General features: G+C 64.5%; 14 protein-coding genes. 9 read left to right on the top strand and 5 right to left on the bottom strand.

The features are described 5' to 3' along the window. The first annotated feature begins 202 nt into the window (after positions 1-202). The 5 genes from tssH to tssM are packed head-to-tail and all read left to right on the top strand — an operon-like array spanning position 203 to position 10,473. Positions 203-2,806: a type VI secretion system ATPase TssH gene (gene tssH, locus WBR68_RS21360; protein WP_230695206.1), complete on the top strand. Its 2,604-nt coding sequence runs from the start codon at positions 203-205 to the stop codon at positions 2,804-2,806. A gap of 8 nt (positions 2,807-2,814) precedes the next feature. Beyond that, a complete protein-coding gene (locus WBR68_RS21355; protein ID WP_230695205.1) occupies positions 2,815-4,392 on the top strand; it encodes a sigma 54-interacting transcriptional regulator in 1,578 nt (525 codons plus the stop codon). Beyond that, on the top strand, positions 4,389-5,123 hold the full coding sequence (locus tag WBR68_RS21350; RefSeq protein ID WP_230695204.1) for a type VI secretion system-associated protein TagO: 735 nt from the start codon (positions 4,389-4,391) through the stop codon (positions 5,121-5,123). The genes WBR68_RS21355 and WBR68_RS21350 overlap by 4 nt, the downstream gene beginning before the upstream one ends. Continuing rightward, complete coding sequence (tssA, locus tag WBR68_RS21345) at positions 5,120-6,604, top strand: type VI secretion system protein TssA (RefSeq protein ID WP_230695203.1); 1,485 nt, start codon at positions 5,120-5,122, stop codon at positions 6,602-6,604. Before WBR68_RS21350 ends, tssA begins: the two co-directional genes overlap by 4 nt. Positions 6,605-6,615: 11 nt before the next feature. Next, a complete protein-coding gene (gene tssM, locus WBR68_RS21340; RefSeq protein ID WP_230695202.1) occupies positions 6,616-10,473 on the top strand; it encodes a type VI secretion system membrane subunit TssM in 3,858 nt (1,285 codons plus the stop codon). A 78-nt stretch (positions 10,474-10,551) separates the two neighbouring features. On the opposite strand, the gene WBR68_RS21335 is transcribed toward tssM, so the two are convergent. Next, positions 10,552-10,890, bottom strand: a complete 339-nt coding sequence (locus tag WBR68_RS21335; protein ID WP_050445111.1) for a hypothetical protein — start codon at positions 10,888-10,890, stop codon at positions 10,552-10,554. 188 nt (positions 10,891-11,078) lie between these two features. Beyond that, the gene (locus WBR68_RS21330) at positions 11,079-11,315 is read right to left on the bottom strand and encodes a DUF3820 family protein (RefSeq protein WP_050445110.1); all 237 of its coding nucleotides are present in this window, start codon (positions 11,313-11,315) and stop codon (positions 11,079-11,081) included. 134 nt (positions 11,316-11,449) lie between these two features. Here WBR68_RS21330 and WBR68_RS21325 point away from each other — a divergent pair, with 134 nt between their 5' ends. Together WBR68_RS21325 and WBR68_RS21320 are read left to right on the top strand one after the other, a co-directional pair. Next, a complete protein-coding gene (locus tag WBR68_RS21325; RefSeq protein ID WP_230695201.1) occupies positions 11,450-11,875 on the top strand; it encodes a copper resistance protein NlpE in 426 nt (141 codons plus the stop codon). A 132-nt stretch (positions 11,876-12,007) separates the two neighbouring features. After that, complete coding sequence (locus WBR68_RS21320; protein ID WP_050445107.1) at positions 12,008-12,745, top strand: transporter substrate-binding domain-containing protein; 738 nt, start codon at positions 12,008-12,010, stop codon at positions 12,743-12,745. A gap of 75 nt (positions 12,746-12,820) precedes the next feature. Here WBR68_RS21320 and WBR68_RS21315 read toward each other — a convergent pair whose 3' ends face one another. Beyond that, positions 12,821-13,153: an FmdB family zinc ribbon protein gene (locus tag WBR68_RS21315; protein WP_127185052.1), complete on the bottom strand. Its 333-nt coding sequence runs from the start codon at positions 13,151-13,153 to the stop codon at positions 12,821-12,823. A gap of 11 nt (positions 13,154-13,164) precedes the next feature. Further along, positions 13,165-14,394 (bottom strand): formamidase, encoded by a 1,230-nt coding sequence (gene fmdA / locus WBR68_RS21310; RefSeq protein WP_050445105.1) that lies wholly within the window; start codon positions 14,392-14,394, stop codon positions 13,165-13,167. Positions 14,395-14,630: 236 nt separating this feature from the next. Between fmdA and WBR68_RS21305 the strand changes: the two genes are divergently transcribed. After that, positions 14,631-14,999, top strand: a complete 369-nt coding sequence (locus tag WBR68_RS21305; RefSeq protein ID WP_230695200.1) for a hypothetical protein — start codon at positions 14,631-14,633, stop codon at positions 14,997-14,999. Positions 15,000-15,068: 69 nt separating this feature from the next. Here WBR68_RS21305 and WBR68_RS21300 read toward each other — a convergent pair whose 3' ends face one another. Then, positions 15,069-16,556 (bottom strand): aminotransferase class V-fold PLP-dependent enzyme, encoded by a 1,488-nt coding sequence (locus WBR68_RS21300; protein ID WP_230695199.1) that lies wholly within the window; start codon positions 16,554-16,556, stop codon positions 15,069-15,071. 92 nt (positions 16,557-16,648) lie between these two features. On the opposite strand from WBR68_RS21300, the gene WBR68_RS21295 reads away from it, so the two are divergent. Continuing rightward, positions 16,649-17,134, top strand: a complete 486-nt coding sequence (locus tag WBR68_RS21295; RefSeq protein ID WP_127185054.1) for an Lrp/AsnC family transcriptional regulator — start codon at positions 16,649-16,651, stop codon at positions 17,132-17,134. Positions 17,135-17,236: the final 102 nt, after the last annotated feature.

Genomic DNA, 17,236 nt, shown 5'->3' with positions numbered 1-17,236 from the left:
GTGGTCGCAATAGGACGACTTCGAAAACGGCAAAACATTTGTCAACGCACGCAAAGGAACTCAGTATTCGCCGCAATTCAAGCGGCTTTCTGATTCCTCCTATGGATAAAAACGACGAGGCATGGTGTCGTTGCGGATTACCGCTTTGTTCGAAAGTGTGCGCATCATGATCAGAATTGATCTCTCTTCCCTGATAGATCGTTTGAACCCAATTTGCCGTCAGGCCGTAGAGGAAGCCGCCAGCCTGTGCATCAGCCAGCACTGCGCGGAGATCACCGTTGCACATGTGCTGTACAAGCTGGTCGACGCGCCCTTGTCAGACATGCGCGTGCTGATCTCGCATGCCGGTCTGGACACCGACACGGTGCGACAGGCGCTGTCTGCCGACAAGCCGTATCGCGACCACGACGCCGCGCCTGATCAGTACCCGACGTTCTCGCCGCTATTGATTGAATGGTTGCAAGAAGCCTGGCTGCTCGGCTCGCTGGAGCTAGCGCAGCCGCGATTGCGCGGTGGCAGCCTGGCGCTGGCGGCGCTGCTGAATGCGGGCCGCTACCTGCCCCTGCCCGCGATCACCCTGTTCGAACACGTCAACCGCGAGGGGCTGCGAAAGTCGTTCCAATCGCTGTTTGCACAAACCGCGGAATCACCTGACACCGAGCCCCACGCGCCCGCGGCATCAGCGGACCCGGTGAATACGGCGCTTGCGAAATACGGGCACGACTTCACTGCCCAGGCACGCGCCGGCAAGATCGATCCGGTGTTGTGCCGCGACGCGGAAATCGACCTGATGATCGACATCCTTTCCCGGCGGCGAAAAAACAACCCTATCGTCGTGGGCGACGCGGGCGTGGGCAAGAGCGCCGTCGTTGAAGGGCTGGCGTTGCGCATCGTGCAAGAGCGCGTTCCCGAGCCGCTACGCCACGTTGCGCTCTGGGGGCTGGACCTGGGGGCACTCCAGGCGGGTGCGTCGGTCAAGGGAGAATTCGAAAAGCGCCTCAAGGGCGTCATCGATGAGGTCAAAGCGTCGGCGCAGCGCATCATTTTGTTCATCGACGAAGCGCACACGCTCATCGGCGCCGGCAACGCGGCGGGCGGCAGCGACGCCGCCAACCTGCTCAAGCCGGCCCTCGCCCGCGGCGAACTGCGCACCATCGCCGCCACCACCTGGTCTGAATACAAAAGGTACTTTGAAAAAGACCCCGCCCTGACACGCCGATTCCAATTGGTGAAGCTGGACGAGCCCACGCAAGAGCAGGCCATCCACATCCTGCGCGGCCTGCGCAAGCTCTACGAACAGGCGCATCGCGTTTACATCGGCGACGATGCCTTGCAGGCCGCCGTCACCCTGTCGGCGCGCTACTTGTCCGGCAGGCAACTGCCCGACAAGGCGATTGACGTGCTGGACACCGCCAGCGCCCGCGTCGCCACCGCCTTGGCCGAACCGCCACGCCGCCTGACGGCGCTGGAACACGAGCACATGCAGATCGCCGCCGAACTGACGCAACTGCGCCGCGACGCGCGCGCGGGCCGCGAGCCGAATCCACGCCGGATGACCGCGCTTCAAGCCGACGGCCAGGCCGTCTCCGAACGAATTGCGCAACTGCGGCAAGCGTGGGAACACCAGAAGGCGCTGGTTGACCAGATCCTCAGCTTGCGGGCCGCATTGCCGGATGACGCTGAGGACGAAGCTTGCACACACGGCGCCCAGGCTGGAGCCCACGAACCTGCCCACGAACCTGCTGACGAAGGCGTCCACGAACTTGCCCGCAAGGTGGCCGAACTGTCGGACTTGCAACGCGACGGCGCCTTGCTGCACGCTGATGTTGGCCACGAACAGATTGCGCAGGTCATTGCCGACTGGACCGGCATTCCCGCCACCACCATCAACCGCGGCCAGATGGACCGCCTGACGCAATTGCCCATCGTGCTGCGCCAGCGCATCAAAGGCCAGGACATGGCCATTGACCGCATTCACAAGCACCTGCTGACGGCCACCGCCGACCTGCGCCGCCCTGGCACACCGCTCGGCGCCTTCCTGCTGGTAGGCCCCAGCGGCGTCGGCAAGACCGAAACCGCGCTGGCCTTGGCCGACGCGTTGTTCGGCGGTCGGCAGTTCCTGACCACGATCAACATGTCCGAATTCCAGGAACGGCACACAGTGTCGCGCCTGCTGGGCGCGCCGCCGGGTTATGTGGGCTACGGAGAGGGCGGAGTCCTGACGGAAGCGATCCGGCGGCAGCCTTACTCCATCGTGCTGCTCGACGAGGTCGAGAAGGCACACCCCGAAGTCATGAGCCTGTTCTACCAGGCCTTCGATAAAGGCGAGCTTGCCGACGGCGAAGGACGCCCGATCGACTGCAAGAACGTCCTGTTCTTCCTGACCTCCAACCTGGGCTTCGACGACCAGGACGGCTACCTTGCCGATCTGACCGAAGACTCGCTGCGCGCCCGCTTGGCCACCTTCTTCAAACCGGCGTTGCTGGCGCGGATGCAACTGGTTCCCTACCGGTATCTTGACGAAGACGTGCTGGACCAGATCATCCACGGCCGCCTGGAACTCCTGCGCGCGCAATTCGCCACGCGTTTCGACGCCCCCCTGATCATTGACGCCAGCGCCCGCGACGAACTGCGCAGCCGTTGCACTCGTCATGAAAACGGTGCGCGCCTGCTTGACGCCTGCATTGATGGCGAACTGCTGCCGCCCTTGTCACTGGCGGTGCTGCAGCAACTGGCCGCTGGCAAGGCGTTGGGGAGTGCCCGGCTGCATTGGGTCCAGGGCGCATTCGTCGCCCATCTGGGTTGAGGTGCGGCATGGACGCGCTAACCGTGGCGGATACTGCCCGCAGCATGGCGATTGCCACCCGCCCAGATGCCTTGGCAAGCACCTTCGCGGCCGCTTGCGCCGCTTGGCTCGGGGCAGGCTCGGCCTGCCTGTATGTCCGCAACGCCACGGGTGACAAGCTGGTGGCGTTGGCCGTGGCGGGCGCGGCCAACGCCGCTGGCGATCCTTTACCGGAAATCAGCATGGACGCGCTGGACGACCCGCTGGTGTATGCGCTGACCAGCGGCAAGCCCTGCCAGGTTGAACAGATGTCCGCGCTGGTTGGCGTGGGCGTGGGCTTTGAACGACTGCGCGACCACCTGGGCGCGCAGCACGCGCTACTGGCCATCCCCATGCTGGATGCGCGGCGGCTGCCCTTGGCGGTACTGGCCTTGGCTGGGCAGGCCGCCACCTTGTCACGCTGGCGCGCCGACCCTGTCTGGCGCGCCCTGCAAGTTGCGCATGAATCCTTGTTCGCCGGCCTGCATGCCCGGAGCCATGCCGCCGACGACGCACGCTACCAACGTAGCCTGCGGCAAACGCCCACGGCTGACGCTGGCAGGCAGCGCGCGTCGCGTCTCTTGGCGGCCGAATTCATTGGCGTCAGCGCGGCGGCCAGAACCATCCGGGAAGACATGCTGCGCTTTGCCGATTCGACGCTGGCCGTTCTACTGACCGGCGAGACAGGCACCGGCAAGGACCATGCCGCGTGGCTGATTCATCAGGCCTCGCCGCGCAATGGAAAGTTCGTGCCGCTCAACTGCGCGGCCATTCCGCAAGAGCTCATCGAGGCCGAGCTGTTCGGCAACGTTCGAGGCGCTTTTACCGGCGCCGTGCAGGCCCGCACGGGGCTGGTTGCCGAGGCGGACGGCGGCACCCTGTTCCTGGACGAGATCGGCGACATGCCCATGGCGCTGCAGGGCACGCTGCTGCGCCTGCTCAATGAAAAAAAATACCGACCGCTGGGCGCCACGCGCGAGCACGGGTCGGACTTCCGACTGATCTGCGCGACTCATCGCCCTCTGCCGCAATTGATACGCGACGGACGCTTTCGCGAAGACCTGTACTTCCGGATCCGGCAATTGACACTGGCGTTGCCGCCGCTGCGCGCGCGTCCGGAGGACATTCCCGCATTGAGCTACCACACAGTGCTGCAGCACAATCGCGAGCGCCAAACGCGTGTCGCCGGCCTTGCACCCGACGCGCTGGCGCTGCTCGTGGCCCATGCTTTGCCCGGCAATGTGCGCCAGCTTCGCAGCCTGGTGCTGGTGGCCGCTGAAAGAACGCCGCAAGGCCAGCCCATCCGCGCAGACCTGCTTGACCTGTCGCAGGCTGACATGCCCCCCCTGCCCCAACGCAGTGCTGGCGCCGATCTGCTGCATGGCCTGCTGCACACCGACAACCTGCCCCAAGCGCTGGACACCTTTCAAAGCCTGGTCATCCGGGCGCGCCTGAGACAGGTCAACGGATCTCGCAGCCGCGCCGCACAAAGCCTGGGCATCCCCAAACGTACGTTGGCGCGCCGCTGCCAGGCGTGGAATCTGGACCGGGAGGACCACACTACATGAAACCCGCTACTACCCTGCTTGTGCTGCTGATGACTGCACCGGCCTGCCTTGCAGCGCTGGCCGCCGATACCCCTGCTCACCATTGCACCCAGATCATCTCCGGCGTCGAACGGCTGGCCTGCTTTGACGCGGCCGCGGGTACGCCGCCCGCCCTGGACAGCGGCCCAACGCGCGCCACCGCGCGGGATGCCGCTTTGGCCAGGCCTGCCACCACCGGCAACGCCGCTTCCGATCCCATCGAGGCGGCCAAGCTGCTGCCGCCATCGGCGCGCGCGTCGGACATCATCCGGCACAACGAATCGTCTCGACCCGATGGCGACTCGACTTTCCTGCTGACGGATTCCAACGAGCCGCCTGCCGGCCAACAACGTGTGGTGATTTCAGCACCCGCGCTGAACACGCGGCCGCCCGTCTACTTGGCCATCACATGCCTGTCCAACATCTCGCGCTTGCAGCTATTGGCCGAGAAGCCCTTTGAACGCCACCAGATGACCGTTCAGCTTTACATGGATGACCGGCCCTTGTCGTCGGCGCGACCGTGGCGCGTGCTGGACGAAGGCAATGTTGCGGACGCCGGACGGGGGCTGGTCGCCATTGACCAATTGCGGCCCTTCGTCGCGGGCCAGCGCCTGCGCATTGAGAGCGACTACGCACAGCTCAACGGACTGACCTTTGACGCCAGCGGCTTGCAAGCGCTGTTGTCGCGCCAACGCGAGGCTTGTCACTGGTGACCCACTACGCCACGCTCGACATCGAGGCCTTGCTGGCGCCGCTGGACGCGCGCCAGCCGGCCGGCCATTTCGATGAAGAAGACGAGACCTTTCAAGCCATCGACCACGAAATGATCAAGCTCGGTGGCCTGCAAGAGGCCCGCCTGGACTGGCTTTACGTCGACGAAGCCGCGCGTCAATATCTGGGCGGGCAGTGCAAGCATTTCCGCGTGGCGGGGCATTTGATCACCGCCCGGCTGAAAGCAGGATCGTGGCAGCGTTGGTCGGAGGCGGTCGATGTGCTGGCCGGCATGGTCGACCACTACTGGGAGACCGGCCACCCCAAGCCCGGCCCCACCGGATACCTGGGCAAGCGTCGGCTGGTGGCGTTATTGGCCGATCGCCTGCGCGACGCCTTGGACGCGTTGCCGCCGGACAGCTACACCAAGGCGAACCAGGCACGTGCGCAACAGGCGCTGGACCGCCTCCAGGGCCGCGTGCAAGACACCAAGCTTGATCCGGCGCTGCTGACTCGGCTGGAGGCGCAGTTTTCGCGCTGCGTCGAACAGGCCCGCTTTCCCGACCCGAGCGCACAGGGCCACTCCGCCGCCGGGCAACGCAGCAAGACCCAAGGCCAATCAGGCAAGCAATCCGCCACGCAGACCATCGATGAGGCCTTCTTCAACGCCCCCAACACGACGTTGAAGCCCGGTGATGAACGGGAGAATCGGCGCTCCCTGCTGAGCGTGGCCGAATTTATCAATCAACAAGACGCCTATGACCCAACCGGCTATCAGCTACGCCGCTTCGCGCTGTGGGCACACCTGCATGCCGCGCCCACCACCCGCAACGGCATGCGCACCGAATTGATGGCGGTGCCCCCAGACATTGTTGACGGCTACGGTGAAGCGCTGGCCGGCAATGCGGTCAGCCCCGCCCTGTTGCAGCGTGTGGAGAAAAGCGTGGTCGCGTCGCCTTACTGGATACGGGGCAGCTTCCTGGCCGCGGGCATCGCCGCCCGCCTGGAGATGAAGGACGCCGCCGCCGCCATCCGCCTGGCCACGGAACGCTTCGTGCGCCGCATTCCGGCCTTGCGGGATCTGTGCTTCAGCGATGGGCGCGCCTTTGTCGACAGTGAAACCTTGGCGTGGCTGAGCGGCGCCGATGGCAACACGGCAGGCGCCGCCCCCCAGCAGGCCTTTGCCGAATTGCGTGAGGAACTGATTGCGCAACTGGACGGTGACGGTGTCGAAACCGTGTTGCATCGTCTGCAGGACAAGCAAGGCAATTCGGAATCGCCGCGCCAGCGCGCGTACGCCACGGTCATCGCGGCGGACCTGCTGGCGTCACGCGGGCTGTCCTGGTTGGCCGAAAACCTTTATTCGAACGTCGCCATCACGCTGCGCGCGCTGCCTGCCCATGAATGGGAACCAGAGCTTGCCGAACAATTGAACAAGTACATGCCCATGCGCCCCGCCGTCGACGCGGACCGCAAGGGTTAAGGAGTCATGCGATGAAAAATATCTGGCCCATCATCAAGCGCTACGGATTGCCCGTGGCGGGTCACTTCAAGAGCGCGATGCCCATCCTGGCGCTGTTGGCCATTGTGTTCCTGCTGATCGGCGTCTGGTGGCTGGGACCGCACTGGACCTGGCATGAGCAGCAGCCCCTGGCGGACCTGACCCTGCGCATTCTGTGCACCTTGGCCATTTTGATGGTGCCCGTGCTGGCCTGGCTCTGGACGCTGCGACGCCGCAACCTCCGCCTGGAAGCGGAACGCGGCGCGGTGGCGCAACGCCTGGACGATCCGTTGTTGCGCTTCGTCCAGGCGCAGGAACGCGCGCTGGATCAAAGCCTGGCCTTGCTGCGCGGCAATCTGAAAGGGCGCAACGCGCTCTATGAACTGCCCTGGTACTTGGTGCTGGGCCAGGAGAACACCGGCAAGACCAGCTTCATCAACCGGTCCAGCCAGAGCTTTTCGCTAAGCAACGAAAGCAAGGCGGGAGTGCGCCGCGGCTTCGCCGACCCTGATTTAGCGTATGACATTGATTGGTGGATGGGCGACGAGGCGGTGCTGATCGATCCGCCCGGAGAACTGGTCAGCCAGGCCGATTCCTTGCCCGCGCCAGAGGCACAGACCGACGCCACCCCCGACCGGGACGCAACCGTCCAAGCTGGCGCCGCCGCCCCCTCCGCGGTCTCCGCCACTGCGGCCGTTCCCGAGGTCACGCGCACGGCGGCGCGCATGCCATTGCCACCGGGCGCGCACGCGCGCTTGTGGGCCGGCCTGGTGGACTGGCTGGGACGCAACCGCAGCCGACGCCCGCTGAATGGCGTGGTGCTGATGGTGGACCTGGTCACCCTGTTGAACCAGAAGGCCAGCGATCGCAAGGCGCTGGCCATTCTGCTTCGCACCCGCCTGGCTGAACTGAGCCGACATCTGGGCACCCGGCCTCCGCTGTATGTGGTGTTGAGCAAGTTCGACTTGCTCAACGGCTTTGAGCCATTCTTTGCTCGCCTGCCCCGCGCCGTGCGCGAGGACATCTTCGGCTTCACTTTCACGCTGGACTCCGTCCATGACTACGACGCCTGGCTCGAGGAATTGGCCGAGCGCTACGACGGCTTCATCCAGCGCCTGAATGAGCAGATTTTCGACGCCATGGGCGAGGCCACCACGATGCAGGCGCGCGAGGCGCTGTTCTCTTTGGTGCGCCAGCTGGCCGGCATGCGCCCCGTTCTGCTTGGCTTCCTGGAAGAGGTGCTGGGCAGCGACCGCTACATCACGCCCGCCCTGCCGCGTGGCGTGTACTTTTCATCGGTCTATCAGCAGGGGCTGCTGTGCGACGCCTTCATCAACGCCGCGTCGAAAACTTATGGCCTGACCGAACCGTCCGCGCACGCCAAGCCCAGCGGCCGCTCCGTCGTCTATTTCGCGCAACAGGTGTTCCAGCGGATCATCTATCCCGAGGCGGGCCTGGCGGGTGACAACCTGAAGGTGCTGGCCGACAAGCGGCGCACACTGATGGTGGGGTTTGGCGTTGCCGCGCTGGGCGGCCTGTTGCTGGCCGGGGGCTGGTATCACTACCACGGCGTGAACCGAGAGATGGCGATGTCAGTGCTGGAAAAGAGCCGCGAATTCAGCGCGCACAAGATCGACGGCAGCAGCGACCCCACCGGCCGCAACCTCCTGCAGCCGCTGGACCAGATCCGCAGCGCCGTCGCCGTGGTTGGCGACTATCGCAAGGCTTGGCCCGTGGTGTCGGAACTGGGCCTGTACCAGGGCCGCAAGATCGGCCCCAAGGTGGACGAAGCCTACCTGCAACTTTTGTCCAGGCGCTTTCTGCCGGAGTTGGCGAACGGCGTCATGAACGCCATCAACGGCGCGCCGTCCGGCAGCAACCAGCAACTGGCGGCGCTGCGTGTCTACCGCATGCTTGAAGATCGCGCCAACCGCCGTTCGCCCATTGTGGAAGACTGGATGACGCAACAATGGCAGGCGGCCTTTCCCGGCCAGGGATCGGTGCAGAACGGGCTGATGCGCCATCTGGACTACGCCATGAAGTATGCCGATGCCGAACTTCCCGAAAACCGGGCGCGCATCGCCGAAGTGCAGCAACGCCTGCGCCAGATTCCCATGCCGCAGCGCGTCTATATGACGATGCGCGAGCAGGCCGGCAAAATCCTGCACTCGCCGCTGGACCTGCGCAATGAAGTGGGCCCGGCGTTCGACATCGTCTACAAGGATCCCACTGCGCCGGCCGGCCAGAACGGCGTGTCCACCCGCATCGACCCCTTGCTGACGGCGGCCGGGTATCACGGCTATTTCGCGGCGCATGGCAAAGACTTCACCGACCTTGCCATGATCGACCGCTGGACATTGGGCGAACGCCAGCGGATTGATTATTCGGAAGCCGACAAACAGGTATTGGCCGAACGGGTGCGTGCGCTCTACAGCAGCGATTACATCGACACCTGGCAACGCAGCCTGAACCAATTGGAGATCGTGGACTTCAACGACCTGAGCCAGGCCGTGACCGTGCTGGGCAATGTGATCAGCCCCGCCGCGCCGCTGCGCCGGCTGGTTGAGACCGTGCGCGACAACACCGTGTTGAGCCCGCCGTCGCCCGGCGTCGCCGTGGCCGGCCAGCCGCGCGACAACGCCGAGCCCTTGACCGCCAACGCCATCACCGGCGCCAACGTGCCGCAAGTGGCGGCCATTGCGCGGCCATTTGCGTCACTGTCCGAACTGCTGGTGGCCAAGGGCGACAAGCCGTCCTACCTGGACGAAAGCATGACCGCCATCAGCCGTGTCCACGACACCCTGAAAACCGTGCATGACAGCCCCGAACCCGGTACAGCGGCGCTTGCGGTGGTGATGGACCGGTTTGCGCTCAAGGGCGCCGACCCGATCGGCAACCTGCAGCGCGTGGCCGCCGGCTTGCCCGAACCCTTGAACCGGCAAGTAAAGAAGCTGGCCGACGAATCGTCGCAAGTGCTGCTGATCGAAGCGCTGAAAGAGCTTGAGCGGCGCTGGGAGACCGACGTGTACCGCTACTACCAGGAACGCCTGGCCAGCCGCTACCCGTTCAACCCGAAGAGCCGCATCGACGCCTCGCTTGAGGATTTCACCGCGCTGTTCGGCCCGCAAGGCAGGTTGGCGCAGTTCAAGGATCAATACCTGAAGCTGTTCTTCGACGACAACCTCGAGGCCCTGTATTCGGAACGCCGGGGCGGCTATCTGGTGCGGATGGACGTGCTGGAGCAACTTGAAGCCGCCGACCGCATCCGCGACGCCTTCTTCAACAGCCGAGGCGCGCTGGGCGTGCAGTTCAGTATCGAGCCGCTGGGGCTGACCTCCAGCCGTCGCAGCAGCGTTCTCAGCGTCGAAGGCCAGTTGATCAGCTACAGCCATGGCGCCAGCAACAGCGTTGGGCTGATCTGGCCGAACAACCTGGGGGACTCCACGGAAAGCCGCATCACCCTGGTCAGCGCGGCCGGCACCAGCAGCGGACTGGCGTATCGCGGGTCTTGGTCGATGTTCCGCTTGCTGAGCCAGGCGCGGCTGGACAGCGCAACGGCCAACAGCGTTGATTTGAGCTTCTCGGCGAACGACGGCGCCATGCGCTACCGGATCACAGCCGAAAAAGCCAACAACCCGTTCACACAAGCCAGCTTCGACGGCTTTGCGCTGCCCGAGACCTTGCTGGCCGAGGCATCCAAACCCCCACCCGCGCCACCCAAATCGGTTGTGGCGCCCCCGATTCGCCCCAAGGCGCCGGCCTTGAAGGGCCCGCCGCGATCACCGCCGAAGGCAGCCGCAGCGCTACCCAAGCTGGCTTATGGGCCCGCGGCGGGGGCAGCACTGCAGTGATCTGGAACCGGGTTTGGAACCGGGTTTGGAACCGGACCTGCAACCGTGTCTGGAACCCGGCGGCGTTCGGCGTGCGCCCTATTGCTGGCGGCGTTGCTCCAGCTCTTTCAGGCATTGCGCCACGCCGGCTTGCATCTGTGCGTTCGACACGGCGGCGCGATCGGACACCTCGCGGCAGCGGACATACTCGGCCTGGCTGGCCGCTGAATCCCGGATCACCGCGGGGCCGGTGCCGGGCGCGGGCGTGACCGTCATGCGCAGGGTCGAGGGTGGCGATTGGCTGCCATCCTTGGACGGCATGCTGGGAAATTGCATTTCCTGCGTGGCCGGAGCGGCATTCTGTGCCTGCGCGACGCTGGCGGCTCCCAGGGCGCATACGGCCGCAAGCAGGCAAGCAGGAACGGAATATTTCTTCATAAAGACCTCTCTCTGGAATGGGCGGGCGCCCCGTCGGGCCAGCATACTGGCAGGCCAGCTTGACGGGGGCCAGCTTATCGTAGCGCCGCCCGCGCCAGCCCGGCGTGCCAAGACGCTACCGGCCGGGCCGCAGATGTTTCTCGTGGTTTCTCAAGGTGTCTCGCGCCATTGGGCGCAGGCCACCAGCGCTATCGCTTGGGCGCCGCGCCTGGCCGCGAGGCGCGCAGCGGCGCCAACAAGGACGACAGGCCGTTATGGTCCAGTTCATGCATCAACGCCAGCAAGCGGCCCAGTTCGCCGGGTGGAAACCCCTTGCGCGCAAACCACGCCAGGTACGGGCCGGGCAAATCGGCGATCAGCCGTCCCTTGTACTTGCCGAACGGCATGTCGCGGGTCACCAACAGATTAAGCAGTTCGGGATCCATGGCGCGCAGTCTACCTCAGCGCAATACCAGAACCCGGCTGGCGTGCCAGAACCACGCGGCGCACCTTACATCCCGTTTCAGCAGCCCCCCATTACTGTCCGTATCGTGAACCCGTTTACCCACAGGAGCTCGCCATGATGAAAACCACCCTGACCTGCACCCTGAGCCTTGCCCTGCTTGCCGGCTGCGCCCCCTTTGCGTCGCATGATGCGCGCGATACGCCCGCCGACGGCCACACGGCGCGCAATGCGCTGGACTGGCCGGGCAGCTACGAAGGCACCCTGCCCTGCGCCGATTGCCCTGGCGTCAAGACTCGGCTGACATTGATGAAGGGCGACCGCTACGAACGCCAGACCCAGTATCTGGACCGCGAGCCGCAACCCGAAATCGTCACCGGTACGTTCAGTTGGGAGTCCGACGGCAGCACCATCCGGCTGGATGCCTCGGGAGATAGCCAGCGCTACTTCGTCGCCGAAAACCAGGTGATCATGCTGTACCGCGACGGCACCCGCCCTACCGGTCCGCTGGCCTCTTACTACGTGCTGCGTCGCGCCCAATAGGGCGTGCCAGGCCGCGCGCGGGGCCGCGCCGGCGTCGCGGTTGCGACTGTTCCGGCCATTGCGTTCCGGCTATTCTTGAGGAAAACCGCGCCGCCCGTGCCCCCGCCCCGGCGCTTCATCCTCAAGGAAACCATGAAGACCGACCACGAGCTGCTTTCCGCCTTCGCCCCCACCGGCACCCTTCGCGCGTCCATCAATCTGGGCAACCCCATCCTGGCAAACGCCGACCCAAGCACCGGCCAGCCCGGCGGCGTGTCCGTGGACCTGGCCACGGAGCTGGCACGGCGCCTGGACGTGAAGCTGGATCTGGTGGTGTTCAAGTCAGCCGGCGAATCCGTCAACGCGGTGGCCACGGAGCAGGCCGACGTGGGATTTTTTGCCATCGACCCGCTGCGCGGCGAGCAGATCGCGTTCACCGCCCCCTATGTCGTCATCGAAGGCGCGTACCTGGTGCGCCAGGACTCCCCCGTCACCGCCATGGATCAGGTTGACCGCGATGGCGTGCGCGTGGTGGTTGGCAAAGGCAGCGCCTACGACCTTTACCTGACGCGCGAACTCAAGCAGGCCGAGATCTTCCGCGCGCCCACGTCGCCGGCCGTCGTCGACACTTTCCTGCAGGAAAACCTGGAAGTGGCGGCGGGCGTGAAGCAACAACTTGAAGCCGACGCCGCGCGCCTGGGTGGGCTAAGGCTCCTGGATGGCCACTTCATGCTGATCCGCCAGGCCATGGGCGTGCCCAAGAGCCGTGGCGACAAGGCCAGCGCCTACCTGGCCGCCTTCGTCGAAGCCATGAAGAAATCCGGTTTTGTGGCCGAGGCCCTGGCGCGCCACAAGATCCAGGGTGCAGCCGTGGCGCCGGCTCAGGCCTGAAGCCGGCCACGCGCAAACAAAAAGTGCCGACCGATGACGACATCGGCCGGCACTTTGCCTTTCACGCAAACGTCATCAGTGACTGATCATCCAGGGCCTCGCGCCCGCGAATGATTTCGCGCCGTCGGCGCTGGTGCGCGTCTTTCCCGACGTTCGCCCGCCTCCACAACAACCACAATTAATGCCATGGCCCGACCGCGAACTGCGCGGCTCGTTCGCGCTGCGCTCATTCACGGCACGCGCGCGGTTCAGGGCGGACGACAGTGCGGAGATTGCCGGCGCCCCGCCGATGATGCGGCCAGATGCGGCGCCGCATTGCGGGCACGCCGCCGGATCACGCCATTGCGCCAGCGGCCGCAAGGCGGCAAAGTCGCCGCACGCGCCGCAGGAATAGTCATACATGGGCATTGCAGCGCTCCTTAGCGATCGCGCGAGAGCGGCATGTCCACCCCGCCCTTGATGTGCTTGACCGGCCCCGACGCCGACGGCTGGATGTCAAAGTCGAAGATCTCGGTGGGCAGCCACAGCGTGGCGCAGGAATTGGGTATGTCCACCACCCCGCTGATATGGCCCTGCACTGGCGCGCAGCCCAACAAGGAATACGCCTGCGCGCCCGAATAGCCGAACTTCTTCAGGTATTCGATGGCGTTCAGGCACGCCTGCCGGTAGGCGACGTTCACGTCCAGGTAGTGCTGCTTGCCTTCTTCATCCACCGAGATGCCTTCGAAGATCAGGTAGTCCTTGTAGGCGGGCGTGATGGGGCTGGGCTTGAAGATGGGATTCTTGATGGCGTATTTTTCCATGCCGCCCTTGATGAGCGACACGCGCATATGCACCCAGCCCGCCATTTCGATGGCGCCGCAAAAGGTGATTTCACCATCGCCCTGCGAGAAGTGCAGATCGCCGACCGACAGGCCACCACCCTGCACATACACCGGAAAAAACACGCGAGCGCCGCGCGACAAGTCCTTGATGTCGCAGTTGCCGCCATGCTCGCGGGGCGGCACGGTGCGGGCGCCTTCGGCCGCTGCGCGATCCCGGTCAGCGCCTTGCAAGGCGCCCATGTGGGCGGTCTTGGGCGCGGGCGGATTGGCCAGCGGCGGCACCCGGTTGGGGTTGGTGTCGATCAGGGCCTGTTCGCGCCGGTTCCAGGTGTCCAGCAGTTTTTTGTCTGGCAGGCAGCCTATCAGGCCGGGGTGGATCAGCCCCGCGAAGTTCACGCCGGGAATATGGCGTGACGACGTGAACATGCCGTGGAAATCCCAGATGGATTTTTGCGCGTGCGGGAAATGTTCGGTCAGGAAGCCGCCGCCGTTGTTGCGGCTGAAGAAGCCATTGAACCCCCACAGGCTGTCGGGCTTGGCGCCGATGTCCAGCAGGTCAACCACCAGCAAGTCGCCGGGTTCCGCGCCTTCCACGCCCACTGGGCCGGAAAGAAAGTGCACGGTGGAAAGGTCTACGTCGCGCACATCATCGGCGCTGTCGTCGTTCTTGATCGCGCCGCCCGTCCAGTCATAGGTTTCCAGCACGAAGTCATCGCCGGGCTTGACCCAGACGGCCATCGGAATATCCGGATGCCAGCGATTATGGATGTGCTTGTTCTCGTAGGGGGACTGGTCCAGATCGACCTTGATGAGGGGTGTGGTCATTCTCTTTCATCTCCAACGTGACGTGTTGATAAAACAGAACTTCAGCCGGATAGGCAGGCGCCCGAATCCATTGCGGTTCGGGTCTTTTGAATCAGGGAACCGTGGTCGATGGTAGACCCGTTGGCGGGAATCGCCATACTGGTTTTCCATGCAGTGGCAGACGCGCGGCGCGCTTTTCCCGTGGCCGCCTTTCGCACCAGTTATGATGCATCCCACGCCACACCTGGGTTTTTCGCATGGCAACAAAGCATCGTCGGCCGCTGGCCGTTTTTTTGATTTTGGCGGCCTGCACCGCCGCGCCGGCGCGCGCTGGTGGCGACTGCGTTGCGCGCATCGACGCGGCAGAGGCCAGTTTGAAGCGCAAGCAAGACGTGCAGCGCACGCACGAAGCCGCCAACAACCTGGAGCTGAACCGCGCGCTGTGCCAAGGCCGGCTGGACCTGCTGGATGCGCGTTACGCGCTTAGCGATGATTTCGAGGCGTGCCGCCGCAAGGGAACGGCGTTTCCAGACGCCGTCGTGCGTCGGCTGACCCAGGCATCCGATGAACTTGCCGACATGAAGGCCGCCTGGATCCGAACCTGCGCCAGGCAGATGCAAGATTGACACCCGATGTCTGATGCGCATGCCTGGCGCCGCCACGCCATGGACAGGCGCGGCGGCACTATGGCCTGATCAGATGGACATTTCCATCTCGGTGTGTTGCGGAAAGAAGATGGCGCGGCTGGGATCGAAGCCGTAACGGGCTTCGAACTGGCTGGCATCGGCCGCCAGCGCCAAAACCGATTCAAGAATGAAGTCGGCCTTCGCATCCGACAGCAACACGCTGAAATTCAGCCTGACAAAACCCGGCTTTTCAATCTCGCGGCCATCCAGAATGGCTTGACGCATTTGCCGCGACTGGGCTGGGTCAATGTCCAGCAACCGATGCACGTACGGCCCCGCACACGCGCAGCCGCCCCGCGCCTGAATGCCGAAACGGTCGCTCAGCAGGCGGGTCACCAATTGCTGATGCACGAATCCGCCCTTGCCATTGCGCACGCGGAACGAAAAAATGGGCAGCCGCTTGGCGCTAAGCGAACCCAGCAATTCCAACTGATCTGAGCCCTGCCACGCGGCCAGCGCGCGCTGCACGAAATGGTCGTTGCGCTGCCGCATGAAATCCGCGCCCAGGGCATCCTTCACCAACAAGACCAGCGCGGCGCGAATATCGCCCACCACGTTCGGCGTGCCGGCTTCTTCGCGCGCTTCCAGGCTAGCGCTGTAATCGTGGCTTTCGGGCGACACGAACTTTACGGTGCCACCGCCCGGCCAGGTCGGCGTGGTGTCGAGCACCGCGTCGCGCCGTACGATCAGCACGCCCGATGCGCCCGGCCCACCTATGAACTTGTGCGGTGAAAAAACAAGCGCGTCGATGTGCGCGTCCGCAGCGGGCGACATCTGGATCGGCAGGTAAGGCGCACCGCCCGCGTAGTCCCACAGCATTTTCGCGCCCGCCGCCTTGACCTGCCGGGTAATGCCGGCCACGTCCGCCACGATGCCGGTCACGTTGGACGCGGCCGACAAGGAGCAGATCACCAGCGTGCCGGCGGGCGCGGTCAGCGCCGCGTCCAATGCAGCCAGGTCGGGGCCGCCTTGCGCGCTTTCAGGCACTTCGACGATGTCCGCGCCGCATTCACGCCACGGCAAGATATTCGAGTGATGTTCGTAGGGGCCGATGATGACGCGGACCGGCTTGCCCGCCGCCACCGCCGCATCCACGCCGAACAGGTGGACCAGGCGGTTGATGCCCGCCGTTGCGCCCGAACCGGCAAAGATCACCGCGTGCGCATCGTTGGCGCCGCAACACCGGGCGATCGCGGCGCGGGCCTCGCGGCGCAAGCGCGTAATTAAGCCGCCGCAGTAAGACGCTTCGGTGTGCGAATTGGCGTAGTACGGAAGCACCTGTTCCAGGATGAAGCGCTCGACCTGCATCAGGGCGCGGCCCGATGCAACGTAGTCGGCGTAGACCAGGGGCTTGCGGCCAAAGGGGCCGTCGATAAAGGCGTCTTTGCCGATCAGACCATCGGCAAGCGCGGCGGCAACATCGCCGGTGTTCAGGCTGTCTTGAAACTGCTGCAACGGTCCTGCGGTGCCGGAGGCCGTGGCGGTAAGCGTAGTCATGATGGTCTTCCAATTGATCCGAAATATCATACGATGGAAGCCGACAACAAACATCACCGTAATTTTGCGTAAATCTGCTGAAAGTGAGTCAAATGAACGATAGGCTGGAAAAAATAGACAAACTTGATCTAAGCATCATCTCTTGCCTGCAAAAAGACGGTTCGCTGTCGCAGCGCGAACTGGCCGATCGGGTGGGCCTTTCCCAGAATGCGTGCTGGCGTCGGCTTCAGCGCCTGAATGCCTGTGGCATCATTCGCGGCACCCGTGCCGAAGTCAGCCTGGTGGCGTTGGGGCTGGACCTGACCGTGTTCGTGATGATCCGCACCAGCCACCACGCCAAGGCCTGGGCCGACGGTTTCCGCCAGCACGTTGAGCGCCTGCCTGAAGTGACGGAGTTCTATCGCATCGGCGGCGACTGGGATTACCTGATCAAGGTGGTCTGCCGAGGCATGGCCGGCTACGACCGCTTCTATCAAAAGCTGATCACCGATTTTGAACTGTCGACCGTGACGGGTTTCTTCAGCATGGAAGCTATTATCGAAAATCGTCCGCCAGATCTTCGCCTGCTGGAAAGCTGAGGCGGGAACTTTCACGTACGATGCGGTTCGAACGGCCATGCTGCGCCTCGATGGCGGCCCTTGTATCGACAGCCCTCGTGTCTGCAGCCCTCGTGTCTGTGG

It is taken from the genome of Achromobacter sp. JD-1 (assembly GCF_038594925.1).
Lineage (GTDB): Bacteria > Pseudomonadota > Gammaproteobacteria > Burkholderiales > Burkholderiaceae_B > Achromobacter > Achromobacter spanius_C.
Note: the sequence above shows the minus strand (reverse complement) of the source record. Positions and strands in the feature narration are given on the sequence as shown.